The sequence below is a fragment of the Micrococcaceae bacterium Sec5.7 genome (assembly GCA_039636785.1).
Taxonomy (GTDB): domain Bacteria; phylum Actinomycetota; class Actinomycetes; order Actinomycetales; family Micrococcaceae; genus Arthrobacter.
This window is the reverse complement of sequence record CP144169.1, coordinates 1,504,785-1,529,006: the sequence shown is the minus strand read 5'-3', so window position 1 is coordinate 1,529,006 and position 24,222 is coordinate 1,504,785. Positions and strand designations below refer to the sequence as shown.

Here is a 24,222-nt window from a genome sequence, read left to right as displayed (position 1 = left end):
CTTCCACAAGAACATCACCCGCCGCCGTCGTGCTTAAACCGTCCAGCCGGCCGGGGCCTGCACGCCGTAGCCTTCGCCACCAGTGAAGTGCGCGGCCAGTACGTCGTCGAACGGCCCGTCAGCCACCAGCCGGCCTTCACTCAGGACAAGAAGCCGGGCGCACGTCCGGTATGCAAAATCCAGATCGTGGGTCACCAGCAGCACCGCCGCGCCACGTTCGGTCTCCGTCTCGATTGCCGCCGCCAGAACGTCCCTGCCATCACGGTCCAGCGAGACAGTGGGCTCGTCGAGGGCCAGCACCCGCGGACGCTGTGCGAGCACGGCCGCGAGGGCTGTCAGTCGCTGCCCGGCCGCGGAAAGTTCATAGGGGTGCACTGCGGCATCGTCCACAAGGCCCGTGCGCCGCAGGGCAGAATCGGCCCGTTGCTGCCTGGCTTCCGGTTCAAGCACGGACTCCAGGAGGCCGGCCGCGACTTCCCGCAGGACCGTGCGTTCGAACAGCTGCTCCCGCGGCTGCTGCAGCAGGGTGCCGATCCTGGCGGCACTGCCTGCCGCTGCGCCGGGCTCAGCACCGCACAGGCGCACAGTTCCTGCCTGCGGATACGAGAGCCCGGTCAGGAGCCTGAGGAGGGTGGACTTACCGGAACCGTTGGCACCGGCGATCGCGATCCGTTCGCCGGGTTCCACACTGAAGCTGATCTCTTTCACGGCGGGGACCAGTGCGGGCGACGGACGCCACGGACGGGGCTTCCGCCAGCCATAGCTGAAGCTTGCCGCACGGACGGACAGCGCCAGACCTGCCTCCGATGGGCTGGCTGGCGCAGGGCGTGGAGAGAGGGATCCGGCGACGTGTCCGGTAACAACCGGGAGGTCCTGCTCCTTCACCGCTCGCGCGGCGTCGTCCGGCGTGCCCAGGAAAACCGTCTGCCCGCGGTTGAGCAGCAGCACCCGCTCAGCCAGTTGGCCGGCACCGCCCAGCTCCTGGGACAGGATCAGGATCCCCGCCCCGCTGGCCAGAAGCGCGCTGATGGCCGCCGTCACGGTTTTCCGTGCTCCGAAATCCAGCCCGGCCAGAGGCTCGTCCAGCACCAGTAGCGCGGGCCGGCTGGCCATCGACGCAGCCATCACCACGAGCCGTTGCTGGCCACCGGACAACAACGCGGGATCCTGTTCCAACAAGGCCGGAATACCCAGGGTCTGCGCCATCTGCCGGACCGTGTCCTGCATCTGGGCCCTCGGCATCCCCGCATTTTCCAGCGGGAACGCAATCTCCTCTGCCACGGTGGGGGCAACGGTGGACAACTGTGCCGCCGCGTCTTGGCCTGCGTAGCCCACCAGGCTGCTCCAGTACTGGTGGTTGATGCGCTCCGGCTGGATACCGGCGTAGGCGACCACCTGGCCGCCGAGTTCAAGGCTGCCCGTCATCGTGCCCCGGTGCTGGCCGGGAAGCACACCCGCCAGGATCAGTCCAAGCGTCGATTTTCCGCTGCCCGAGCCTCCGGCTACCAGCAGGCATTCACCCGGGCGGACGTCAAGAACCACCTTTCCGAGTACTGGCCTTGCTGCCTCCGGATATCTGAATGATTCAAGCTCCAGACGCATTCGAGCCTCCCGCCGGGCCGAACCAGATCGCCAGAAACACCGGCAGACCGGCCAGTACCATCCACCGGAAGGCAGCCTGCTTCTTCGAATCCGGCACCTCGCGAAAGCTGGTGCGCTGGTTTCCGGCCCCGAACCCCCGGGTTTCGAGCGCGATGGTGCGCTGTCCGGCGTCGTGCATCAGCGACAACAACAGCGGCACTGCCAGCACGCGGAGGGAATGCAGCCTGGCCGGAAGCGAACGGCCGCCACGGAATCCCCGGAGCTGCTGGGCTTCCCGGATACGTTGCACGCGGCGGCTGATATCAGGGGCGATGGCGAGCGTGGAGCACAACACGAAGCCGAGCTGGGCCGGCAACCTGTACCGGGCGAAAACCGCCATGATGTCTGCGGGACGGGTGTTGAATGAAAATGCCAGCAGCACTGCAGCAAATACCGCGGCACGCAGGATCGTGGCTCGGGCAAAGCTGAGGCCCTCCACCGTCAGCCTGGCCGGTCCTATGGACCACAGCACTCCGTGACCCTCCGGAAAGAAAAGGCCGTGCGTCAGGAACAACGATGCCGCCAGTGGCAGCAGCACCAATCCGCACGCCGGCCACACCCGGTGTGCCGTCCCGTTCGCAAATGTGACGGCAGCAACTGCCAGCAGCACCGCAAGGGACAGCGCCCAGTGCCCCACCGCCGTCGGCACCACTATAGCGGCGACGACGATGGCAAGCCTGGTAAGGGGGTTCAGCCGGCCCAGCCTACGAATCCTTCGTCCCTGCCAGCACCCGGAAGCGCCGGACGAAGGGGAACAGGAGAGTGATCCTGCCCGGCAGCGCATAGACCAGCACCGCCACCACCGTGAATACAATGGCCTTGTCCATGGGGTCCGAAATCAAGGCCTGTTTGGTGATGGCGGCAAGCAAGGAGTCGCCCATGGCCCTGAAGGCGCTGACGATCGCTCCCGTTGCGACCCCGGAGGTCCCGCCGAAGACGAACGCCGCCACCGGTGCAGAGACAACGCCGGCCAGCATGCCGGTGATAAACCCAGCCACGGGCGCGAGGTAGAACCGCCGGAAGAATCCGTGGCGTGCGGCAATCCCGGCGAGGAATCCGATCAGGGCGGCTCCGGCGGCAAACGGCAGGACAGTGGGGTTGAAGAAGGACCAGACAATGCTGCTCAGGGCACCGGTAGCGGCCCCAGCCGCCGGGCCGGCGAGGACGGCTATTAGAACAGTGCCAATGGCATCCAGGTAAAACGGCACCAGGGTGCTGCCAATAAACTGTCCCATCACGATGTTGAGCACCAATGCCACCGGAATCAGCACCACCGTGGAGGTGGGAAGTGTGGGCAGTACTCCGACAATCAGCAGGATGGCTCCCACCAGAAACCCTGACAGCGCGACCAGCGCAGAGGCGCTGCCCGGTCCCGCAGCGATGTCCACCGGCTGGTTCAGCACCAGGTAGATGTACGTTGCCACGATGGCTGCGGCCCCCAGGATCTCCAGGGTTCGGCGTTTCCGGGATGCAGCCGGCTCGGATTCAGGAAGCGTCAGGGACGTGGATGACATGGCTGTTCCTTTGTACTTTTCTGGCTGTGGGCCCAGGTTGTGCGGATGCACGTCGCCTATGTCACCTCGGCAGACGTCCGGGAGACGCTATCGCTCCCGGAACCGCACACCAGCTTAGCCGGGGTTCGGTTGACTGTTTCTAATCATCGCTTCGGGCCCGCCGTGCCGCAAGGGCACCCAGCGAGGAAACCAGTTCGTCAAACGCCGATACGGGATCGTTTTCGAAAACGATCCGCGCATTCGGCGGTTTGCCCCACAGGTTCCTGTAGTCAGCCACCGTGGTGCCCATCAGCAGCGGCGAATCTGTTTCGACGTCCACGGTTGCCAGCCGGGTGGTGCAGCTGAGAGTGCCCGCGGCAACGCCCGCCGCGAAGTAGTCGTGGACGTGGGCAATGTAACCCTGGCCGTACAGCCTGTGGAACTCAAAATAGAAACGCAGCGCATCGGAGAGGTGGCGGATCAGTTCGTTGTCCGACGTGCTGCGGAGGTCTTCCGGCTGCTCAGGCAACACCAGTTCCTCCTTGCCGCAGCCCGCGGCGGCAGCAAGCCGCCTGACATGCTCCGGGTTCATCTCCATCCGCTCTGTTGAATCCAGAGAGCAGACGATCGGCAGACGGTCCGGCGGCAGCCCGATGTACGCCTGAAAGACTTCCTTGGCCGCATGGGGATCCACATGGGTGTTCCACTCGGCTGTCGGCGTGGTGTTGCCCTGGTGGTAGAAGCTGCCGCCCATGATCACAACGTTTTTGAGCAGCTCGGGCATGCGGGGTTCACGCCGGATGGCCATGGCAAAGTTGGTCAGGGGCGCCGTGATGAGGGCCGTAAGCTCACCCGGCTGCGCACGGGCGGCCTCCACCCAGACGTCCACCGCATCCCGCGGGGAGATGGTGCCCTGCGGCTCGGGAAGGACGGCATGCCCCAGTCCCTGCGGCCCGTGGGTTTCCGGCGTGGTCACCAGCGGAACAACCAGCGGGGATTCCGCGCCGACAGCAACCTCCACTCCGTACCGCCCGCAGAGCTCCAGGATTGAGATCGTGTTCCGGGCCACCTGGATGGCATCCACATTGCCGGGCGAGGCCGTCACGGCCACCAGCTCAACGTCCCGCAATGAGGCAAGGTAGGCCAGTGCCAGGGCATCGTCAATTCCGGTGTCAACGTCCAGCAGCAGTTTGGTCACGCGGCTCCCATTTAGAAGAGCGCCACTTTGGGCGTCGTCGGGAAAATATCGTCCAGTTCGGCACGCTCATCCGCGGTGGGCACCCAGGCCACCGCTTCCGCGTTCTGACGGATCTGCTCGGGTTTTGTAGCACCGGCAATCACGCTGCTGACCGAAGGCTGGGCCGCCAGCCAGGAGAACGCCACCTGGATTTCGGTGAGCTCCCTCGCGGCGGCAAACGCGCTGAACCTGCCCAGCTGGGCCCAGTCGGCGTCGTGCACCAGGTTGGTGCGCGTGTGGCTCAGCCGGGAACCCTCCGGAGCCTTGTCCGGGGAGTACTTGCCGGTCAGCAGGCCGTTGGCCAGCGGGAAGTAAGGCAGCACGCCCAGGCCGTAGGCCTCGGCCGCAGGAGTGACTTCCAGCTCGGCGCGGCGGTCCAGCAGGTTGTAGTGGTTTTGCGTGGAAATAAAGCGCGCCCCTCCTCGAGCCCGGGCCACATACTCTGCCTCGGCGATCTGCCAGCCGGCCCTGTTGGAATGACCGATGTACCTGACCTTGCCACTCGTCACCAGATCGTCCAGCGCGGCCAGCGTTTCGTCAATCGGCGTCAGCGGATCCGGCACGTGGAACTGGTAGAGGTCGATCCAGTCAGTGCCTAGCCGGCGCAGCGAGGCCTCAGCAGCCTGGACGATGTAGCGGCGTGATCCCCGTGCGCCGAAGTCATTCCCGTTGGCCCCGCGCATGTCCATGCCGAACTTCGTGGCCACAATGGCGTCCTCGCGGCGCCCGGCCAGCGCGTTGCCCAGCATGGTTTCGCTGAGGCCGGGTTCCCGCCCGTAACTGTCGGCAACGTCAAAGAGCGTTACACCGGCATCCAGCGCAGCATGGACGACGGCGTCAGTCCCCTCCTGCGACTCGGTGACAGTAGTGGGGCGGCCCAGATTATTGCAGCCGAGTCCCACAACGGAGACGGTTAATCCGGAATTTCCAAGGCGGCGGTATTCAGTCATGGGTTCACCCTATAACGCCTCCCCAGGCCTCAGATTTCAGCGCTGCGGAAACTCCAGCCCACGGTTGTCCGTGGCATCCTGCAGCCGCGCGAACGTCTTTGGGCCCAGGCCAGGCAGCCTGGGGAGTTGCCGCTCGCCGAAAGCCGCCAGCAGGTTAGAGGGTGAAGTTATTGGCCTGTTTGGGCGAGTGCTTGAGCTTGAAGGCCTCCGGCTCGCTGAATGATGCGGCCCCGATGCTGAGCTTGGTGAAGTCCAGGTCCTCGCCGCGGATGCAGATCTTAATGGCGCTGACGGCTTTGTTCACATCCGGGCAGAGGCAGAAAATGTTCAGCTTGGAGTCACTGAATTCAGTGCGGTCAACAATCCCCAGCCCGCGCCAGGCCAGGTGGCTGATGAGGGCGTCCTTGGCCTTCTCTTCCAGGTAACGGTCCCGGTCTGTGCCGTCCTTGGTCTTGAGCGCATACTGGGCAACCACCCAGAACTGTTCTTCGTCCGGGATCTCAGCGTAGCCGTCTTCCGCGCACTGCACGGCGAAGGCATCCATCAGGCTTTCGGCAGCCGCGGCATCGGCAACATCGGTCTCGTCTGTTTTGCTCTGGTGCCCCACCACGCCGTAGTTCATCACGAACTGGCTGTAGTCCTCGTCAAACCAGGCCTCCCTGAACTGGAGGACCCCTTCTTCGTCGCGTTTATAGACCCGGATAATTCCGCTCATGCCCGTCCTTTCCTGAACCATTCGCGGTCGGTGCCGTCGAACGGTGGATCTTGTGCCTTTACGGCCTGATACAGCTGATCGGAGGCTGACCGGATGCGGTGCACCACGTCAGCCGGGTAGTTCATCTGGAGCCGGTGCTCGGCAAACTCGTCCTCGTCGTCCACAAACACGCCACGCCTTACCGAGCGAATAACATCCAGATCCATGTCGATCATGTGGAACTCAGTGACTCCCGGCCGGATGGGCTTCCACTCGTGACCGGTGGCGAGGTCGACGTAGATCCGCAAGTCCCCCATGCTGGTCCTCGCCCAGATAACGGCCCGGCACCACCCAGTGCGCTGTTCCGCTCCACTTGCGGTTCCAGGTCACCACCAGATCGCCTGGCGTCAGATTTCCGGTTCCCTCACAAAATCGGCAGACTGCCGGTGCTGGGGTGTTCCTGTCCCGGGAGGGGACGGGCGAAAGGTACCTTGGTCCCCAGAACCTGCGCAACGACGTCGTGCGTTATCTTCTGGGCAGTCAGCCCAACACCTTCCATGACCTGGCTGCGCGTGCCGTGGTCAAGGAACTCAACAGGCAGTCCCACTTCATTCAGGGCGGTGTCGACTCCCGCCGCCCGCATTTCCTGCCGGATCCGGGAACCCACGCCGCCGGCGCGGACACCATCCTCTATGCAGATCACCAGGCGGTGATGGGAAGCCAGCGCGATGATGGACCTGCGGACCGGAAGAACCCAGCGCGGGTCGACCACGGTGGTGCTGATGCCGTGCGCGCCGAGCCGGTTGGATACATCAAGGGCGAGCTCGGACATGGCACCGACGCTCACAATCAGGACGTCGTTTTCGGTGGAACCCGAAGGGCGGCGGGCCAGGACGTCCACGCCGTCGCTGAGCCGTTCCAGTGCTTCAACCTCGGCGCCCACATTGCCCTTGGAATACCGGACCACACTGGGTGCGTCCTCGATGGCAACGGCCTCGCGGAGCTCTTCCCGGAGGCGTGTTGCATCGCGCGGCGCAGCAAGGTGCAGGCCCGGGACAATCTGCACCATGGGCATGTCCCACATGCCGTGGTGGCTCGCACCGTCCGGCCCGGTCACCCCGGCACGGTCCAGGACGATTGTCACCCCGGCCTTGTGAAGCGCCACATCCATCAGGAGCTGGTCGAACGCACGGTTCAGGAACGTGGCATAGATGGCCACCACGGGGTGCAGGCCGCCGAAAGCCATGCCGGCAGCAGACGTCAGGGCGTGCTGCTCAGCTATGCCGACGTCAATCACGCGCTCCGGGTGGCGGGCCGCGAACTTGTGCAGGCCCACCGGGATCAGCATGGCACCGGTGATGCCGACGATGTCGGGTCGTTCGTCCGCAATCTCGGCGATCTCATCAGCAAAAACGGACGTCCAGGTCTGTGCTCCGCCGCCCTCTGTGGGCTCGCCCGTCTCGGGGTCGATAATGCCGACGGCGTGGAACTGGTCAGCCTCGTGGGCGCGGGCCGGCGCATAGCCGTGGCCCTTCTCCGTCATGGCATGGACAATGACGGGACCGGCGTAGTTCTTCGCCGTGGACAGGGCATGCTCCATGGCCTGCAGATTGTGTCCGTCCACCGGGCCGATGTACTTCATGCCCAGATCCTCGAACATGCCCTGCGGCGCCCACCAGTCCTTGATGCCCTTTTTCATGGCGTGCAGGCTCTTGTAGGTGAACTGGCCAACGGGGCCGCCGTTCTGGAGCCTTTTCTTCCACCAGTCCAGCGTCCCTTCGTAAGCGGGCGCGGCGCGGAAGGAATCGATGGTGGGCCGCAGCGAGGCCAGATAGTCTGCAAATCCGCCCACCGTGGGGGCATACGAGCGTCCGTTGTCGTTGACAACGATCACCACCCGCCGGCGTTTATCCGCGGCGATGTTGTTGATGGCTTCCCATGCCATGCCGCCTGTCAGGGCGCCGTCGCCCACCACTGCGATCACGTAGCGGTCGCCGTCGCCGGTCAGCTGCCGGGCGCGGGAAATGCCGTCGGCCCAGGACAGTGATGATGAGGCGTGGGAGCTTTCCACGATGTCGTGTTCGGATTCCGCCCGTGACGGATACCCGGACATCCCGCCCTGCTGGCGCAGTGTGCTGAAGTCCTGGCGCCCGGTCAGCAGTTTATGGACGTACGACTGGTGCCCGGTGTCAAAGACAATGCTGTCCCGGGGAGAGTCAAAGATGCGGTGCACCGACATGGTCAGCTCCACCACGCCAAGGTTCGGGCCGAGGTGCCCACCCGTCTGCGAGACGTTGCGGATCAGGAAGCTCCTGATTTCCGCCGCCAGCTGCGCCAGCTGGGCTGCGGACAATTTGCTCAGGTCCTGCGGATTCCGGATGGTGTCCAAGATTCCCAACGGCCCCTCCTTCGGGTGGGTAGACGTGCTTTTTAACTCTAACGCCTCCGCTGGCCGGCAAAGCCGAAGCCCCGGCCGGTCAGTGACCGGCCGGGGCTTCGGCTTGTGGAGGCGTTGCGTTGAGGCAGAACCCGCTAGTTAGCGGAGATCTGGCGCAGGACATACTGCAGGATGCCGCCGTTGCGGTAGTAGTCTGCTTCACCCGGGGTATCGATGCGGAGCACGGCGTCAAAAGACTTCGCCGAGCCGTCTGCAGCCGCTGCGGTGACCTTGAGCGTCTTCGGCGTGGTGCCGTTGTTCAGCTCGGTGACACCCTCGACAGCGAAGACCTCTGTACCTGTCAGACCCAGGGTGGCTGCGGACTCGCCGGCCGGGTACTGCAGGGGCAGGACGCCCATGCCGATCAAGTTGGAGCGGTGGATGCGCTCGTAGCTCTCGGCCACAACAGCCTTGACGCCCAGGAGTGCGGTTCCCTTGGCTGCCCAGTCACGGGACGAACCGGAGCCGTACTCCTTGCCTGCCAGGACCACCAGCGGGATGCCGGCTGCCTGGTAGTTCTGAGCGGCATCGTAGACGTAGGCCTGCGGGCCGTCAGCCTGGGTGAAGTCACGCGTGAATCCGCCCTCAACACCCGCTCCGTCGTTGAAACCGGCCAGGAGCTGGTTCTTGATGCGGATATTGGCGAAGGTTCCGCGGATCATGACTTCGTGGTTGCCACGGCGTGAGCCGTAGGAGTTGAAGTCCTTGCGCTCCACACCGTTGGCCAGGAGATACTGGCCTGCCGGCGTGTCGGACTTGAAGGAGCCGGCCGGGGAGATGTGGTCGGTGGTGACCGAATCTCCCAGAGTCAGCAGAACGCGCGCACCGGAGATGTCGGAAACCGGTTCCGGCTGCGCCTTCATGCCTTCGAAGTACGGGGGCTTCCGGACGTACGTGGAGTTGGGGTCCCAGGCGAAGGTGTCGCCGGCTGGGGTATCAAGGGCCTTCCAGCGGTCGTCGCCGTCGAAGACACCCTCATAACCGCGGGCGAACATTTCCTTGTCGATCGAGGAATCGATGACCTGCTGGACTTCAACCGGGTTCGGCCAGATGTCCTTCAGGAAGACGTCGTTCCCGGCCTCGTCCTGGCCCAGGGAGTCTGTGTCGAAATCGAAGTCCATGGATCCGGCCAGGGCGTAGGCGATGACCAGCGGCGGCGAGGCGAGGTAGTTCATCTTGACGTCCGGGTTGATCCGGCCCTCGAAGTTGCGGTTGCCGGAGAGAACGGCGGTCACGGAAAGGTCGTTGGCCTGGATGGCCTCGGAAATTTCAGCTTCCAGCGGCCCGGAGTTGCCGATGCAGGTGGCACAGCCATAGCCCACGATGTAGAAGCCAAGCTTCTCCAGATACGGGGTCAGGCCGGACTTCTCGTAGTAGTCAGTGACCACCTTGGAACCCGGAGCCACGGAGGTTTTGACCCACGGCTTGGAGGCCAGGCCCTTGTCGACGGCGTTGCGTGCCAGGAGGGCAGCAGCGAGCATCACGGAAGGGTTGGACGTGTTGGTGCAGGACGTGATCGAGGCGATGGACACCGCGCCGTGGTCCAGTTCGAACTCCCGGCCGTCTTCCATCTTGATGTGCACAGGCTGGGACGGACGCCCGTGGGCACCGTTCGCTGCGGACATCACGCGTTCGATTTCCGTGGTGTGGGAATCGGCGTGAGTGAAGGAGGGCGGGTCCGAGGCAGGGAAGGACTCGTCCAGCGACTCGTCCACGCTGCCGGCGTCGAGCGTCACGTAGTTGTGGATGTCCTTGCGGAACTGCTCCTTGGCATCCGTCAGCTCGATGCGGTCCTGAGGACGCTTCGGACCGGAAATGGAGGGCACAACAGTGGAGAGGTCCAGTTCGAGGTACTCGGAGAACCTGATCGTCCGTGAAGGATCGTGCCAGAGGCCCTGTTCCTTCGCGTAGGACTCCACGAGTGCCACATTCTCATCCGAGCGGCCGGTGAGGCGCAGGTATTCCAATGTGACGTCGTCGATCGGGAACATTGCAGCCGTGGAACCGAATTCCGGGCTCATGTTGCCGATGGTGGCGCGGTTGGCCAGAGGTACGGCGGCAACACCTTCGCCGTAGAACTCCACGAACTTGCCCACAACGCCGTGCTTACGCAGCTGCTCCGTGATGGTGAGGACGACGTCCGTGGCGGTGGCACCGGCAGGGATTGACCCGGTCAGCTTGAAGCCCACAACGCGCGGGATCAGCATGGAAACAGGCTGGCCGAGCATCGCGGCTTCGGCTTCGATTCCGCCGACGCCCCAGCCCAGCACGCCCATGCCGTTGACCATGGTGGTGTGTGAGTCGGTACCAACGCAGGTATCCGGGTATGCACGCAGGGCGCCGTCCACTTCACGGGTCATCACGGTGCGGGCCAGGTATTCGATGTTCACCTGGTGCACGATGCCGGTTCCCGGCGGGACGACCTTGAAGTCATCAAATGCTGTCTGGCCCCAGCGAAGGAACTGGTAACGCTCGCCGTTGCGCTGGTATTCGATCTCCATGTTGCGCTCCAGTGCGCCGGCGTTGCCGAAGGCATCGATCTGCACGGAGTGGTCGATCACCATTTCGGCGGGAGCCAGCGGATTGACCCTCTTGGGGTCGCCGCCGAGCTCCTTGACTGCCTCGCGCATGGTGGCAAGGTCAACCACGCAGGGAACGCCGGTGAAGTCCTGCATGATCACACGGGCTGGCGTGAACTGGATTTCAGTATCGGGCTGGGCATTTGGATCCCACCCTGCCAAAGCGCGGACGTGATCGGCCGTGATGTTCGCGCCGTCCTCGGTCCTCAACAGGTTTTCAAGCAATACCTTGAGGCTGAACGGAAGGTTTTCTGCACCTTCAACGGAGTTCAACCGGAAAATTTCGTATTCGGTTCCGGCTACATTAAGTTTGCCTTTTGAACCGAAGCTGTCCACAGTGCTCATCGCAGGACTCCTCTCGCAACAGTTTCATCTTTGTCGCGCCGCTGACCCCTTACTAGTTAGGTCAGCCTAACTAGTACAAGCATCAGTACAAAGTCGTACGGATTGCCGGCACTGAATACAGGGATCAGCCGTGAAGACGGAGCGCGACGACGGACTACTCCGCCCATCCTAGTGGTTTCAGCGCTGGCGAGTCAGTAACGCCACCGTCTCCATGTGATGGGTGTGCGGATACAGGTCGAAGGCCCGCAGGCCTGCCAGCCCCCAGCCGCCCTCCTGGAAATAGCCCAGATCGCGGGCGAATGACGCCGGATCACAGGAAACGTACGCGATCGCCCGGGGTCCGGCCCCGATCAGCTGGTTCACGACGGACTTCCCGGCACCGGCCCGCGGCGGGTCCAGCACCAGCGCGTCAAAATTGCGTGGCTGCTGCCGCAGCACCCGTTCCACCCGCCCCTGGACGATCTCCACCTGGGAGGCGTCGTGGAGGTTCTTGCGCGCATCCCGGCTGGTGCCCGGCGAGCCTTCGACCGACAGCACGGAGCCGGTCACGCCCACGGCATCGGCCAGCGGCGCCGTGAACAGCCCGGCCCCCGCATAGAGATCGGCCACCACAGCTCCCGGTTCCAGGAACCCGCCATCATGCAGGAACCCGGTCACCGCACCCACCAGCGCGGCCGGGGCCCCGCGGTGGATCTGCCAGAAACCGGCACCCGTGACCCGGTAGTCGTGTCCTGCGGCGGATTCCTGTACCCACGTCCGCCCGCGCAGCTGCTTCGCCTCGCCCTTGAGGGGATCGAAGCTCGCCACAGAAATATCTGCGGGCAGCTGGGCCAGGATTGCACTGAGCCTTTTTGCCCTGGTTCCCTCAGCCGGAGCCAGCAGTACCAGCGGACGTGACCCGTTGGCCGGTGCCGCAACCTCCACACGTTCAATGCCCTCAAGATCCACATCCCACAGCCGAAGCCCGTTGATGCCGGCCACTGCGAGCGGCATCTCCTTGACCGGAATGATGTGATCCGAGCGGTGTGCGTGCATGCCCAGCCTGCCGCCCGGTGTTACCCCGAAACTGGCGCGCGTGCGCCACGCAAGGCCGGTGTCGACGTCGTGCGATGGGTCCTCTGAATCGTCACCTACGGCTTCCACTACAGTGGAACGGTCGACGCCGGCGAGCCGCTTGAGCTGTTCGGCCAGCACTTCTGCCTTGAGACCGCGCTGGCGCGCCAGCGAGATGTGTCCGAATTCAGCGCCGCCGACGGGCGGGTGGCCGTGGGACCACGAACGCCGCGAATCCGCCACATGCCAGAAGTGGTCAACGCGGTCCGGGGATGCCTCGAGCACCTCAACCACATCGGCCCGCCAGAACTTGGAGGTCTCCCCCGCGTCCGTCAGCCGGATCCTCGCTTTTTCGCCTGGAATGCCGTGCCGGACAAAAATGACCCTGCCCTCATGCCGGGCAACGCAGTGGCCGCCATGGGCCACCGGCCCGATGTCAACCACCAGCCCGGTGGCTGTGTGGGCGGCTGTCTGTGCTTCGGGGCTCATTGGATATCCTGCAGGTTTTTGGCTTCCTCGGATGATTTCAGCTGCCACGGAACACTGGCAACCATGACGCCGGGTTCAAAGTGAAGCCTGGTCTTGATGCGCAGTGCCGTCTGGTTGTGGACCAGCTGTTCCCACCATTTGCCCACCACGTATTCCGGGATGTAGACCACAATCAGGTCACGGGGCGAGTCCCGCCGCATGTTCTTGACGTAGTCCATGATGGGCGTGATGGTCTCGCGGTAGGGACTCGCGAGAATCGTCAGCGGGACCGGTATTTCAAGCTTTTCCCAGTCCGCCAGCGTATGCGCGGTTTCCTCCGCGTTGATGTCCACGGTGATGGCATCCAGCCGGGACGGTCTGGAAGCGCGGGCGTAGGCCAGGGCACGCAGCACCGGCTTGCGGACGTGTGAAACCAGCAGCACGGCATGCACCCGGGAGGGCAGCGCACGTGGGGAAGAGTCCTCGTCCACGGCAAGTTCCTTGGCCACATTGTCGTAGTGCGCACGGATGCTCCACATGATGAGGAACAGTGCAAGCATGGCCAGCAGTGCGATCCAGGCGCCCTGTTCAAACTTGGTGATCAGCACGATGACCAGCACCAGGGCCGTCATGCCGAAGCCGATCATGTTGATGGTGCGTGACTTGATCATCCGCCGGCGCAGCGTCTTGTCCTTCGCGAGCTTGAGCTCCCGCCCCCAGTGCCGGATCATGCCCAGCTGGCTCATCGTGAAGGAGATGAACACGCCCACGATGTAGAGCTGGATGAGCTTTGTGACGTCGGCATTGAAGGCGACGATCAGCACCAGCGCCCCGGCTGCCAGCGCGAGGACGCCGTTGCTGAAGGCCAGGCGGTCCCCCCTGGTGCGCAGCTGGCGCGGGAGATAGCCGTCCTGGGCCAGGATGGAGCCGAGCACCGGAAAGCCGTTGAAGGCCGTGTTGGACGCGAACACCAGGATGACGCCGGTGGCGGCGACGACGAGGTAGAACGGGATGGAACCGGCGCCGAAAATGGTCTGGGCAATCTGGCTGATGGCCGGGTTCTGGATATAGTCCTCCGGCAGTGGCTTCCCGTTCAGCAGGAACTCCGTCGCCGGATCCAGCACAATGTGCACCCGGGTGGCATTGGCGAGGTACATGATCCCGGCAAGCATGGCGGCACCAATAACTCCCAACAGCAGCAAAGTGGTGGCGGCGTTTTTGCTCTTGGGCTTTTTGAAGTTGGGGACACCGTTGCTGATGGCCTCAACACCGGTCAGCGCCGCTGCACCCGAAGAGAACGCGCGGAGCAGCAGGAATGCGCCGGCAAGGCCCACCAGCCCTTCGTCAAACCCTGCTGTCGGGACGATGGTGAACGCCGCGGAGGGAGCCTCGCCGAGCTGCCCGGTGGCGGCCTGGAAGACGCCCACTGCTGTCATGCCGAGAATGGATGCCATAAAGATGTAGGTAGGGACGGCAAAGACGCTGCCGGCTTCCTTGATTCCGCGCAGATTCACGAGGGCCAGCAGCACAACGCCGATGGTGGCGATGAGGGCCTGCTGACCGTGCAATGAGGGCACAGCGGTAGTCAGGTAGGCCGCGGCGGAGGACATGGACACCGCCACCGTAAGGACGTAGTCCACCAGCAGGGCCGAGGCCACCGTCAGCCCGGCGTATTTGCCCAGGTTGACGTTGGCGATCTCGTAGTCACCGCCGCCGGAAGGATAGGCGTGGACATTCTGCCGGTACGAGGCAACAACGGTGAGCAACACCACCATGACGGCCAGCCCCACCCAGGGCGAAAACGCCACGGCGCTGACCCCCGCAAGGGCAAGCGTGAGCAGGATCTCGTCAGGCGCATACGCCACCGACGAAAGGGCATCGGAGGCGAAAATCGGAAGCGCAATCCGCTTCGGCAGCAGGGTGTGGGCCAGGCGGTCATTCCGGAAGGGCCTCCCCACCAGCACCCGCTTCACTGCATTCAGTATTGTCAGCACTCCACAAAACTAGTCTGATTCGCACGCTATGTCATGACGGTATTCCGGCGGCAGCAATCCGGCGGCATGCCGGTAGAGTCTTACGCAGCAGGAGCAGGCAATGAAGTTGAGGAGGCATGGGTGGCGCACTTCGTGATTATGGGTTGTGGCCGGGTAGGGGCAACCCTGGCGCATACGCTCGAGGACGCTGGCCATTCAGTGGCAATCATCGATCAGGATGACCGCGCCTTCCGCCGGTTGCGCCCCGGTTTCACCGGCCGGAAAGTCACCGGCGTGGGCTTCGACAGGGAAACCCTCAAACACGCCGGCGTCGCGGAGGCCTATGCCTTCGCTGCCGTGTCCAGCGGAGACAATTCCAACATCCTGGCCACGCGGGTTGCCCGCGAGACCTTCCATGTCCCCCACGTTGTGGCGAGAATCTACGATCCGGGCCGCGCCGAGATCTACCAGCGCCTTGGAATCCCCACGGTGGCCGCGGTCCGCTGGAGCGCGGACCAGGTACTGCGGCGTATTCTTCCGGAGCAGCACCTGGTCGGTGATTTCCGCGAACCCTCCGGCCGGCTGTTGCTGGCCGAATTGGACCTGAATGCGGGCTGGATCGGTCGCCCCGTGGGCGCCATCGAAAAAGCCGCCGACATCCGGATTGCCTACCTCACGCGTTTCGGTGAAGGCATACTGCCCGCCCCGGGAACCGCGTATCAGGAAGGCGATACCGTCCACGCCATGCTGAGGGTGGACCGAAGCACCGAAGTTGCCCAGGTTCTTGCCAAAGAGCCCGTCAAGGAGTCGTAGTGAAAGTCGTTATTGTCGGCGCGGGAAGCGTCGGATCCTCGATTGCCCGCGAGCTGCTGGCCCATAAACACGAGATCTTGCTGATCGATCTCAAACCTGAGGTCATTGGCCGCAGCGGTCTCCGCGGCGCCCACTGGCTGGTGGGAGATGCCTGTGAGCTCAGCACGCTGCAGGACGCCAAGCTTGAAGATGCCGAAGTGGTGGTTTCCGCCACCGGTGATGACAAGGTCAACCTCGTGGTTTCCCTCCTGGCCAAGACCGAATTCGGTGTGGGCCGCACGGTGGGACGTGTCAATAACCCCAAGAACGACTGGATGTTCAACGATTCGTGGGGCGTGGACGTCGCGGTGAACACACCGCAGCTGATGACCGCCCTTGTGGAGGAGGCCGTTGAAATCGGTGACCTCGTCCGGCTACTGACGCTTCAGACGGGTGTCTCATCCCTTGTTGAATTCACGGTCCCCCATGACTCCCACGTCATCGGTCTGACTGTCGGTGGCATTGACTGGCCCGAAGACTCCACCCTTGTGGCCATTCTCCGGGATCAGGCTCCCATCACGCCCAGCCGCGATGACGTGATCGACGGCGGCGACGAACTGTTCTTTGTCACCACGATCGCTGCCGAGGACCAGCTGCGTGCGCTGCTGGCCCCGGAGTCGGCGGACCAGCCCGAGGCTGACGCGCGGGTCTCAGCGCCCGGCCAGGAAGAGGAATTCAGCCGGCCGGCTCATCCTTCGGAGGACGACGCCTTCGACGGCTGAGTGTCGGGAGCGGCGGGCGCGGGTCTGGTAATCAGCCATGCCACCCACAGTCCCAGAATGTACAGCGGGGCGCCCATGATCAGGCGCGTGGTGGCCAGACCCGCCAGGCCGTCTTCACCCATGAAGTACAACGGCACCTGCACCAGGAGCCGGAGAACCAGCACCGCGACGATGATCCAGGTGCCCAGGCGGTAGGCCTTCAGGCGGGCAGGATTCCTGCGCCAGTCCAGCCCTTCGTTCCGGAGAAAGCCGAACAGCAGTCCGGCCACCGGCCACTTCACGGCGATGGAGATGACCATGGCAACGATGTACGCGGCATTGGTGAAGAATCCAGGAACATAAAAGTCTTCTGCCTTGCCGGTTGTGTTGGCCAGCCAGGCTGAGATGCCGACGCCCACAACACCCGCAAGCGCCTGCGTGAGCGGACGGCGCTGGACAAGGCGGACAACTGTGAACACAGCGGCCATGGCCAGGGCGGCAATAAGGGACCAGGTCAACTCGCGCGTAACGGTGAAACAGATCAGGAACACCAGTCCGGGCAGGATGCTCTCGGCGATTCCCTGGACGCCGCCGGCGCTCTTGAGGACGTCGATCCGGCCGTCGATGGTACGGTGCAACCCGGCCTTGGCCGCATACCCTTCCGCCAGTGCGGCGGCTGAAGGGGGCTCCTGCGGGGCGCCGGGCTTTGGACTCCCGGATGCCGGATCCGGCTGCTCGGACTGCGTCATTGGTTCTCCTGGCGGGATAGTATTTCGTAGCGGGGATTAAAGATGGTGGGCAGCCCGTCGCTTATGGTCAGCATGCCCTCGAGGCGAAGTTCGGTGCCTGCATCAATGCCGGGAACACGACGCCGTCCCAGCCAGATGACACGAAGACGGTCACGGCGGGCGGAAACACCGCGTCTGCGTTCGGAGGCGGTGTTTCCGGGAACAGCACCGGCAGGGGGCCTCCGCCTGGGACCTTCCGGGTCGGTAACGATCGCGGTGAATGCCGCCACCTGGTTGGCCGGCATATACGTGACGGATTCGATCATCCCGTGGCACAGCACGCGGCCCCGTTCAGGGAGCCTGCTCACAGGAACCTCCGGCCCTTGGGCACGGCCGGGCGATTCAGCCAATCTGGGTGATCTCCGGCCCGCGTTCCGGTTGCTCGAACTCCGGCTCGAACTCAGGCGCGCCCTGGGGTGCGGTTCCGGTGGCGTCCTTGGGGAGTCGAAGCTGCAGAAGATCGCGGGGCGGCATGGGGCTGTCTCCGCGGATCACGACGATCTGCCGGAACAATTCCTCCAGCCCGGCTGCAGCATCGCGGTCCATGGCAGCGTCGCCGCCGAAGACGCCGCGGAGGAACCAGCGGGGACCGTCGACGCCGATAAAGCGGGCCACGCGATATCCCCTGTTGCCATCGGCCGCACCGGCCGGCAACTTGGCCACGAGCTCGGTGCCGAAGCCACCCTGGACCTCCTCGATCTGGCCGCCCTGGCTGCCTACGGACTGCCCGATCTGCTCACGGATCTCGTCCCACAGGCCCTCGGACTTGGGTGCAGCAAATGCCTGCAGCTGCAGGCTTGAGCCCTTGAGGTCCAAGGTCACTGCCACAACCCGCTGGGTGGCTTCCTCAACCTCCAGCCTCAACTGCAGACCGTCGCGTGGCGCGATCAGGAGAGCGCCGAGATCGACGTATCCATCGTGGCTCTTGATTTCGGAGACATCGAAGGGACCGCTGACGCTCCGGCCGGCGCCCTCCGGGGCTTCGACCGTGGAATCCGCTGCAGTGGTCTCCTGGGTTTCCGCGGCCTCAGCTGCTTCTTCCTTCTTGGCTTTTCTGCCACGCCCAAAAACCATCGGGTTGTCTCCTTAGTTGTGATCTTGCCGCACCGGTCCACCTGGGCCCGCTTCGGTTCTGCAGCGTCCGGCTGCGGGTCTTGTGCCTGCAGTGCCGTTGCCGGTGCGCCCTCAGGCTACCGGCGCGGCGAAGCCGCCTGTGGAACCGAAGCCCCCGGCGCCGCGCACCGATGCGCCCAATTCATTCACGGTGACGAATTCCGCGTACTCCACGCGCTGGATAACCATCTGTGCAATTCTATCGCCGCGCCTGAGTTCAATGGCATGGTGTCGGTCCGTATTCAGCAGCGTAACGGCGATTTCACCGCGGTAGCCGGCGTCAACGGTCCCCGGGGCATTCACCACTGTCAGTCCATGTTTCGCGGCGAGCCCCGAACGCGGATGGATCAGGGCCACAAAGCCGTCCGGCAGGGCGATGGAAACACCAGTGGGTACCAGCCGCCGCTCGCCAGGCTCCAGCACAACGTCGTTGCGTGCGCGGAGATCTGCCCCGGCGTCACCGGGGTGCGCATAGGAAGGGGCTTCCAACCCGGCGTCAAGCATTTTCAGCTGCACCTGCAAGGTGGGGGAACCGTACGCCGCAGTGGTGTCAGTGGCGTGGTTCAGGGTCGGAGTTTTTACGGCGGTTGTTTCGTCAGTCACAGTCATTCACTCTAACGCGCGCAGACGAATTCGTCCTAGCCGCGGCTTTCCAGGGCCCAAGATGAATTAGCCCGGGAAAAGTGGAAAACTGGGGGCATGCCCGAATCAAGCGCAGCTGTGCCTGCCTCCAACAGCTCATCCGCCGGAACCACAACCCTTTTCAGCGAAAAACTGTGGCCGACCATCTGGATCTGGCTGATTGCGGCCGGCCTGGCCGGAGCTGGCATTCTGGTCTTCGCACCCATCAGCATGGCGGCGGGTTATACGGCGGCGGCGGTGCTCTTCGCGATCATTGCTGTCATGCTGGTTCTTTCAACGCCGGCCATTACTGTCACGCCGGAATCCCTTCAGGTGGGCCGGGCCAGCATCGAACGCAGGTTCATCGGTGACGTCCGTGCATTCCGGACCAAGGAGGCCACTGCGGAACGCGGGACCCGGCTCAACGGTCTCGCCTATCTGTGCATCCGTGGCTGGATTGACCCTGTGGTGAGGATTGAAATCACGGATCCCTCAGACCGCACGCCGTACTGGCTCGCATCCACGAGACGTCCCGAAGAGCTGGTCGCGGCGCTTACGTCCCGGTAGCTCGTCCCGGTCCTGCGCATCCGGAAGTGCTCAGCTTTCGCAGTCCGTGCAGTATATGAGTCCGTCTTTTTCACGGGTGATCTGCGAGCGGTGGCGTACCAGGAAGCAGGACGCACAGGTGAATTCGTCAGCCTGTGCCGGCATCACGAGCACCAGCAGTTCCTCGCCGGACAAATCCGCTCCGGGGAGTTCGTAGCCCTCGGCCAGATCGGTTTCATCCTCTTCCAGCGCGGCTGTTGGTTTGTCGGAACGGCGGGACTTCAACTCCTCAATGGAATTCTCGTTGAGGTCTTCTTCTGACTTCCTCGGCGCATCGTAGTCTGTCGCCATTGTCTGTTGCCCACACTCCGTTTTCACTCGCTGGATGATTCATCCTTCATAACGCCGGGCACCCCCGGTTTGTGCCCGATCCGGGGCACATTTTTCCTCAAGCGGCCGGCAAAAGCCAGAGTTCGCCGGATCTGCTTTTCCAACCCGGCCGCAGGGAGCCGGAAAGTCGCGGAATATCGCGGCGCGCCCTCTGTCTTAACCGGAAAGGGCGGTGCCGGGTGGCAGAGTTTCGATTGATAGTAATGCCAGGGTGGAGGATTTGTATGCAGGATCTACGGCTTGTAGGCGTCCACGACGACGGAAGTCATCTTCTGTTAAGCGGCGCCGGCAGCGAGATGTTCCAGCTGCCCATCGACGAAGCATTGCGGGCGGCCAGCAGGCCGCCCGTGAAGACGGCGGGCGGTGCCGGCGCTGCCGCCGTTGCCATGTCCCCCCGTGATATCCAGGCAAGGATCCGCAGCGGCGCAACCGCCACGGAGGTTGCCGAGCTCTCGGGCATGCCTTTGCCGAAGGTTGAACGGTATGAGGGCCCTGTTCTGGCCGAGCGTGAATACGTCGCCCAGCAGGCCCGGAAGGTAGAAGTCGCTTCCCCGGCCCCGGGCCATGACATCTACCGCTCCGTGTTCGGCGACAACCCCGCCTCCCTGGGCGACATGGTGGCACACCGGCTGACGGCACACGGCATTGAGTCCTCATCCGTTGAGTGGGATTCCTGGCGTCGCCCTGACGGGAGCTGGACTGTGGTTGCCCGCTTCCGCACCAACCAGGACGGAAAATCCGGCATCGGCGAAGAGCCGCCGGCCATGTGGACGTTCATCCCCTCCCGTAAGATCCTCCAGAACGCAAACCGTTGGGCCCAGCAGCTCAGCGAGCTCGAACCACTGGACGGCCCCCTTCCGGCACGTCGCCTTTCTGCGGTTTCAGACCGTCCCTTTGACTTCGAGACCGACGCCGAGGCAGCAGCCCGGAACGGCGCCGGCCACGGAGGCGCCGGTAGCAGCTCCAGCGCCGGAAAGGAAGCTGACGGGCTGCTTGACATGCTTCGTTCTCGACGCGGACAGCGCCTGGGAGTCGACGAAGACGGCGACGATGCTCTGGCTCTGCTCCTGACCAACGGCGTCCCCGCAGCTCATCCCAGGCCATCCGAAGTAACCGGGCAGCCGGAGGCAGAGTCGGCGGCATCAGGCCACGCAGCGGCAGATGAGGACGAATCAGAGGCACCTGCCGCGAAGCATGATCAGCTGACACGCAAGCGTGAGGGCCGCCCCTCGATGCTGTCCCGGCTCAGCCTCCTGCCGAGGCAACATGACACTGAAGATGACACCCTGAAACTCCATGACGGCGTCAGCACGGAAACGCGGGAGATCACTATTGTGGCCTCGCCGCTGCGCCCTGCCACCCCGGCCACCCGTGCCACCCCGGCCAACCCAGCGGCCCCCGCGAAGGCCGGAGATGATTCACCAACCACCAGCGTGGGCCTGGAGGAACTGCTGGGTGGCGGAAGCTCCCGGCGGAACCAGAATGACTCCGGATCCGAATCCCGCACTGGGCATGACCCGGAGCAACCGGAACGCCAGCCGTCCAAGCCCAAGAGGTCAAGCGTCCCGAGCTGGGACGAGATCGTTTTCGGGACCAGGGGCGACTGACGCCGGCAAGCGCCGCTTACGGAACTGAATCCGGCCGATCGCCGGAGCCATGCCACAGGCAGGCATCAACTTCGAAGGGCAGGAGCTGATCCTGCTGAGCCATGATGTTGGCGCCGTGGGCAGTGACGCGGCGCATGAAGTGCCTCCGGCAGAGGGTTTCATAGCCCACTGCCGGCAGGTGTCCTTGTCCCCCGGCGGCAGCGGGATCGCCCACCACCACCTGGGCGCCCTCTGTCACCATTACACCGTCCACGGTCCTGGCATTATGCGTGGCCCGCCTGCCACACCAGCACAGGGCTTCGACCTGGAGTACCTGGACCCGGTCGGCCAATTCGATCAGCCGCTGTGATCCTGGAAACAGCCTGGTGCGAAAGTCTGCGCTGATTCCGAAAGCGAAGACGTCGACGTCGATCTCGTCCACTACGCGGGCCAGCTGCTCCACTTGGGCGGGCGTGTAAAACTGGGCTTCATCGCAGATCAGGTAGTCAACCCGCAGTCCTTTAGTGCGGCGGCTAACCACTTCGTCCCAGAAGTCTGTGCTGTCCAGGACTTCCACGGCATCCGTCTCCAGCCCGAGCCTGCTCGAGATACGCGAGCCGCCGGCACGGTCGTTTCGGCTGAACCTGGCTCCACCGCGCCCCCGGGCACGGTGGTTGTAGTCCATCTGCAGTGCCAGGGTGGATTTGCCGCAGTCCATTGTTCCTGAAAAAAAGACCAGTTCAGCCACGCGCTCCCTTTCTGCCGTCGGCCTGGAAACAGAGCACCGGGACTTCCCGTTCGCCCTTGGTCAGCGAGCCGTGCTGGCCCACCACTTCCAGTGCGGTGGGCCGGACCCTACGGGTGTCGTACAGGGCCAGCGCGTCCCGGGCGGCGACCATGATGTCCCCGATCCTGGGGGCGACGGCGGGACGCACGGCGCCAAACAGGCCGGCGGCCACAGCGTCCTCACGGGTGAACGCCCAGATCCGGTCTCCGAAGCGGCTGCGCCAGGCGTCCAGCAAGCGATCGCGCCCTGCACCGTCCGCACCGTCCTCCAGATACAGGTGGATCATCCGCGGCTCGCCCGCGGTGTGCTTCACCCCGGCGATCAGGGCCGGCTCCGCTGAGAAGTCGATCCTTTGTGACTCGGGGACGTCCAGCATGCCGTGGTCTGCCGTCAGGAGCACAGTGGTGCCTGCAGGAAGCGTGGAGTTGAGGCGCTTGACCGTGGCATCCAGCTCTTCCAGCTGATGCTCCCACTGGGCCGACTGGCAACCGTGCCGGTGACCGGCCTTGTCCAGCTCGTTGAGATAAAAGTACATCAGAGCGGAATCTGCACCGGCCATTGCCTCGGCCGCTGCGGCCGTCCGGGCATGCGGGGTCGTGGCGGAAAGGAACCGGCCACCGCGCAGAGCGGCCTGCGTCATGGGCGAATTGCTGAACTGGGGAAGGCTGACCGTGGTGACGTCCACATGGGCGGCAGCGCGCTCGAACACGGTGGGGAACGGCTGCCATTCGAACGGATCGACGCCGGCATCCCAGTTGCCCAGCATGTTGACCACCTTGTCCTGTCCGGGATCCAGGACGTCGTATCCCACCATCCCGTGCTGTCCGGGCTCCAGTCCGGTGCCAAGGCTGGCCAGGGAGGAAGCCGTGGTGGACGGAAACGCGGAGTCGAGCGAGACGGGCACACGGCCCTGCCCTGCCTGCATCACCGAACGCAGGAACGGTGTGTGCGCGGATTTCTGTTTGAGCAGGTTCCGGCCCAGACCGTCAGCCAGGACCACGCAGATCCGCTTGGCGGGCGGCAGATTCAGCCGGTTCTCAAAACCGTCGACACCCAGGCTGGCCGCCGCGCTGGTGAGGACCTCTGCAATGGAATGCTGTCCGTATGCCGGAGGTGGCGGCATTGTCACGGCGGCGCGGAACGGTTCGGCTGAATTGGCTGTTACGGCAGGAATCTCCTGGTCCGGCGCCATCTCAGCGCTGGTGCCCGCGGCTCAGGCGGTTTCCGAACACGCCCATCCGCGCACGCGGCTGCAGGGATGGGCCCGCATGCGTGGCCGGGGAGGTGGCGCCGGTATTGACGGCCCGCAGGGCCCGGGCAAACAGCTTGGCATCCTGAACTGCCTGGAGACCATCGGCTTCAGCGCTGATGCGCAGGACAATGTCCTCCTGTGCGATGGTGCCGCTGTAGCCGTGGTCAGCCTCGCATTGCGGGTCCCCGCAGCTGGCAGGACCCACGTCCAGGCGCTGGCCGCCGGACCATGCAATGGCCAAGGTCACCTCTCGGACAGGATCGGAGGACTTGTAGTTCTGCGGCTGGGCATACATGTAACTGAGTACCACCGAGCGGATCTGCGCCACCGGCACGGATTCGGTGGAGATCTGGGCAACAATCTGCTCGCCGGCGTCATCCAGCTGCTGATCGTCAACGTGCGTTATCACCAGCATGTCGTCCGTCAGCACCAGTACCGTGATGTGGCGGCGGACCTCGGCCCGGTCAAAGTGCGTCTCCAGGTGCACAAGGTGCGCCACGCAGTCACGGCCGTCAAGGGCATCGTCTACAACATCGGCCACAAGGCGGGGGTAAAAACCGGCCTGCTGGAGGGCCCCCTCCAGACTCTGACCCTGGGCGCTGTGGCTGTGTGAGCCGTGCTGGCGGTTAGCCTGGTTGTCATTGCCGGGTATTTGAGGCTTCGAGGTGGAAGGCTGGGAGCTCATCCCTCCATTTTCACAGATCGGCCGGGGACTT

Annotated in this window: 22 protein-coding genes and 1 pseudogene; 4 read left to right on the top strand and 19 right to left on the bottom strand. The window is 64.2% G+C overall.

Annotated features, from left to right (window positions below; genetic code table 11):
* Nucleotides 1-33: 33 nt before the first annotated feature.
* From V3C33_07210 to V3C33_07160, 11 genes and pseudogenes are all read right to left on the bottom strand, one after another.
* Entirely contained in the window at nt 34-1,602 is a 1,569-nt protein-coding gene (locus V3C33_07210; protein XAS69048.1) for an ATP-binding cassette domain-containing protein, read from the bottom strand.
* Nucleotides 1,586-2,425, bottom strand: a complete 840-nt coding sequence (locus tag V3C33_07205; protein XAS69047.1) for an energy-coupling factor transporter transmembrane component T — start codon at nt 2,423-2,425, stop codon at nt 1,586-1,588. The genes V3C33_07210 and V3C33_07205 overlap by 17 nt, the downstream gene beginning before the upstream one ends.
* Nucleotides 2,346-3,155 carry an ECF transporter S component gene (locus V3C33_07200; protein XAS69046.1) on the bottom strand — a complete coding sequence of 270 codons (810 nt, stop codon included), beginning with the start codon at nt 3,153-3,155 and terminating at the stop codon, nt 2,346-2,348. Before V3C33_07200 ends, V3C33_07205 begins: the two co-directional genes overlap by 80 nt.
* Before the next feature lie 139 nt (nt 3,156-3,294).
* Nucleotides 3,295-4,332, bottom strand: coding sequence for a nucleoside hydrolase (locus tag V3C33_07195; protein XAS69045.1), 1,038 nt, complete (start codon nt 4,330-4,332; stop codon nt 3,295-3,297).
* 11 nt (nt 4,333-4,343) lie between these two features.
* On the bottom strand, nt 4,344-5,321 hold the full coding sequence (locus V3C33_07190; GenBank protein ID XAS69044.1) for an aldo/keto reductase: 978 nt from the start codon (nt 5,319-5,321) through the stop codon (nt 4,344-4,346).
* Nucleotides 5,322-5,475: 154 nt separating this feature from the next.
* Nucleotides 5,476-6,036 (bottom strand): hypothetical protein, encoded by a 561-nt coding sequence (locus tag V3C33_07185; protein XAS69043.1) that lies wholly within the window; start codon nt 6,034-6,036, stop codon nt 5,476-5,478.
* A pseudogene (locus V3C33_07180) lies at nt 6,033-6,426 on the bottom strand (DUF402 domain-containing protein). The gene V3C33_07185 and the pseudogene V3C33_07180 overlap by 4 nt, the downstream one beginning before the upstream one ends.
* Before the next feature lie 13 nt (nt 6,427-6,439).
* Nucleotides 6,440-8,413: a 1-deoxy-D-xylulose-5-phosphate synthase gene (gene dxs / locus V3C33_07175; protein XAS69042.1), complete on the bottom strand. Its 1,974-nt coding sequence runs from the start codon at nt 8,411-8,413 to the stop codon at nt 6,440-6,442.
* 134 nt (nt 8,414-8,547) lie between these two features.
* Nucleotides 8,548-11,376: an aconitate hydratase gene (locus tag V3C33_07170; protein ID XAS69041.1), complete on the bottom strand. Its 2,829-nt coding sequence runs from the start codon at nt 11,374-11,376 to the stop codon at nt 8,548-8,550.
* Between the two features lie 177 nt (nt 11,377-11,553).
* Entirely contained in the window at nt 11,554-12,918 is a 1,365-nt protein-coding gene (locus tag V3C33_07165) for a TRAM domain-containing protein (protein ID XAS69040.1), read from the bottom strand.
* Complete coding sequence (locus tag V3C33_07160; GenBank protein XAS69039.1) at nt 12,915-14,891, bottom strand: APC family permease; 1,977 nt, start codon at nt 14,889-14,891, stop codon at nt 12,915-12,917. The genes V3C33_07165 and V3C33_07160 overlap by 4 nt, the downstream gene beginning before the upstream one ends.
* Before the next feature lie 120 nt (nt 14,892-15,011).
* Between V3C33_07160 and V3C33_07155 the strand changes: the two genes are divergently transcribed.
* Nucleotides 15,012-15,683, top strand: coding sequence for a TrkA family potassium uptake protein (locus tag V3C33_07155; GenBank protein XAS69679.1), 672 nt, complete (start codon nt 15,012-15,014; stop codon nt 15,681-15,683).
* Nucleotides 15,683-16,444, top strand: coding sequence for a TrkA family potassium uptake protein (locus V3C33_07150; protein XAS69038.1), 762 nt, complete (start codon nt 15,683-15,685; stop codon nt 16,442-16,444). The genes V3C33_07155 and V3C33_07150 overlap by 1 nt, the downstream gene beginning before the upstream one ends.
* Here the strand turns inward: V3C33_07150 and V3C33_07145 are convergent.
* The 4 genes from V3C33_07145 to dut all read right to left on the bottom strand — a co-directional run bounded on the left by V3C33_07145 (nt 16,411) and on the right by dut (nt 18,927).
* Nucleotides 16,411-17,172, bottom strand: coding sequence for a DUF3159 domain-containing protein (locus V3C33_07145; GenBank protein XAS69037.1), 762 nt, complete (start codon nt 17,170-17,172; stop codon nt 16,411-16,413). The genes V3C33_07150 and V3C33_07145 overlap by 34 nt on opposite strands.
* Complete coding sequence (locus tag V3C33_07140; protein XAS69678.1) at nt 17,169-17,477, bottom strand: hypothetical protein; 309 nt, start codon at nt 17,475-17,477, stop codon at nt 17,169-17,171. The genes V3C33_07145 and V3C33_07140 overlap by 4 nt, the downstream gene beginning before the upstream one ends.
* A 76-nt stretch (nt 17,478-17,553) precedes the next feature.
* Nucleotides 17,554-18,285: a DUF3710 domain-containing protein gene (locus V3C33_07135; protein ID XAS69036.1), complete on the bottom strand. Its 732-nt coding sequence runs from the start codon at nt 18,283-18,285 to the stop codon at nt 17,554-17,556.
* A 111-nt stretch (nt 18,286-18,396) separates the two neighbouring features.
* Entirely contained in the window at nt 18,397-18,927 is a 531-nt protein-coding gene (gene dut / locus V3C33_07130) for a dUTP diphosphatase (protein XAS69035.1), read from the bottom strand.
* Between the two features lie 96 nt (nt 18,928-19,023).
* On the opposite strand from dut, the gene V3C33_07125 reads away from it, so the two are divergent.
* The gene (locus V3C33_07125; GenBank protein XAS69034.1) at nt 19,024-19,512 is read left to right on the top strand and encodes a DUF3093 domain-containing protein; all 489 of its coding nucleotides are present in this window, start codon (nt 19,024-19,026) and stop codon (nt 19,510-19,512) included.
* A 30-nt stretch (nt 19,513-19,542) separates the two neighbouring features.
* Here the strand turns inward: V3C33_07125 and V3C33_07120 are convergent, their stop codons facing one another.
* Nucleotides 19,543-19,842, bottom strand: coding sequence for a DUF4193 domain-containing protein (locus V3C33_07120; protein XAS69033.1), 300 nt, complete (start codon nt 19,840-19,842; stop codon nt 19,543-19,545).
* A gap of 263 nt (nt 19,843-20,105) precedes the next feature.
* On the opposite strand from V3C33_07120, the gene sepH reads away from it, so the two are divergent.
* Entirely contained in the window at nt 20,106-21,488 is a 1,383-nt protein-coding gene (gene sepH, locus V3C33_07115) for a septation protein SepH (GenBank protein ID XAS69032.1), read from the top strand.
* Nucleotides 21,489-21,504: 16 nt separating this feature from the next.
* Here sepH and V3C33_07110 read toward each other — a convergent pair whose 3' ends face one another.
* The 3 genes from V3C33_07110 to V3C33_07100 all read right to left on the bottom strand — a co-directional run bounded on the left by V3C33_07110 (nt 21,505) and on the right by V3C33_07100 (nt 24,191).
* Nucleotides 21,505-22,215 (bottom strand): thymidine kinase, encoded by a 711-nt coding sequence (locus V3C33_07110; protein XAS69031.1) that lies wholly within the window; start codon nt 22,213-22,215, stop codon nt 21,505-21,507.
* Complete coding sequence (locus V3C33_07105; protein ID XAS69677.1) at nt 22,208-23,377, bottom strand: nucleotide pyrophosphatase/phosphodiesterase family protein; 1,170 nt, start codon at nt 23,375-23,377, stop codon at nt 22,208-22,210. The genes V3C33_07110 and V3C33_07105 overlap by 8 nt, the downstream gene beginning before the upstream one ends.
* 70 nt (nt 23,378-23,447) lie before the next feature.
* Nucleotides 23,448-24,191 (bottom strand): DUF5998 family protein, encoded by a 744-nt coding sequence (locus tag V3C33_07100; GenBank protein XAS69030.1) that lies wholly within the window; start codon nt 24,189-24,191, stop codon nt 23,448-23,450.
* Nucleotides 24,192-24,222 lie beyond the last annotated feature (31 nt).

Coding starts and splice junctions, on each gene's coding strand:
- V3C33_07165 (XAS69040.1), bottom strand. CDS start 12,918: ATGAGCCCCGAAGCACAGACAGCCGCCCACACAGCCACCGGGCTGGTG.
- V3C33_07185 (XAS69043.1), bottom strand. CDS start 6,036: ATGAGCGGAATTATCCGGGTCTATAAACGCGACGAAGAAGGGGTCCTC.
- sepH (XAS69032.1), top strand. CDS start 20,106: ATGCAGGATCTACGGCTTGTAGGCGTCCACGACGACGGAAGTCATCTT.
- V3C33_07120 (XAS69033.1), bottom strand. CDS start 19,842: ATGGCGACAGACTACGATGCGCCGAGGAAGTCAGAAGAAGACCTCAAC.
- V3C33_07200 (XAS69046.1), bottom strand. CDS start 3,155: ATGTCATCCACGTCCCTGACGCTTCCTGAATCCGAGCCGGCTGCATCC.
- V3C33_07140 (XAS69678.1), bottom strand. CDS start 17,477: ATGATCGAATCCGTCACGTATATGCCGGCCAACCAGGTGGCGGCATTC.
- V3C33_07170 (XAS69041.1), bottom strand. CDS start 11,376: ATGAGCACTGTGGACAGCTTCGGTTCAAAAGGCAAACTTAATGTAGCC.
- V3C33_07105 (XAS69677.1), bottom strand. CDS start 23,377: ATGCCGCCACCTCCGGCATACGGACAGCATTCCATTGCAGAGGTCCTC.
- V3C33_07190 (XAS69044.1), bottom strand. CDS start 5,321: ATGACTGAATACCGCCGCCTTGGAAATTCCGGATTAACCGTCTCCGTT.
- V3C33_07125 (XAS69034.1), top strand. CDS start 19,024: ATGCCCGAATCAAGCGCAGCTGTGCCTGCCTCCAACAGCTCATCCGCC.
- V3C33_07205 (XAS69047.1), bottom strand. CDS start 2,425: ATGCGCTGCCGGGCAGGATCACTCTCCTGTTCCCCTTCGTCCGGCGCT.
- V3C33_07210 (XAS69048.1), bottom strand. CDS start 1,602: ATGCGTCTGGAGCTTGAATCATTCAGATATCCGGAGGCAGCAAGGCCA.
- V3C33_07145 (XAS69037.1), bottom strand. CDS start 17,172: ATGACGCAGTCCGAGCAGCCGGATCCGGCATCCGGGAGTCCAAAGCCC.
- V3C33_07100 (XAS69030.1), bottom strand. CDS start 24,191: ATGAGCTCCCAGCCTTCCACCTCGAAGCCTCAAATACCCGGCAATGAC.
- V3C33_07135 (XAS69036.1), bottom strand. CDS start 18,285: ATGGTTTTTGGGCGTGGCAGAAAAGCCAAGAAGGAAGAAGCAGCTGAG.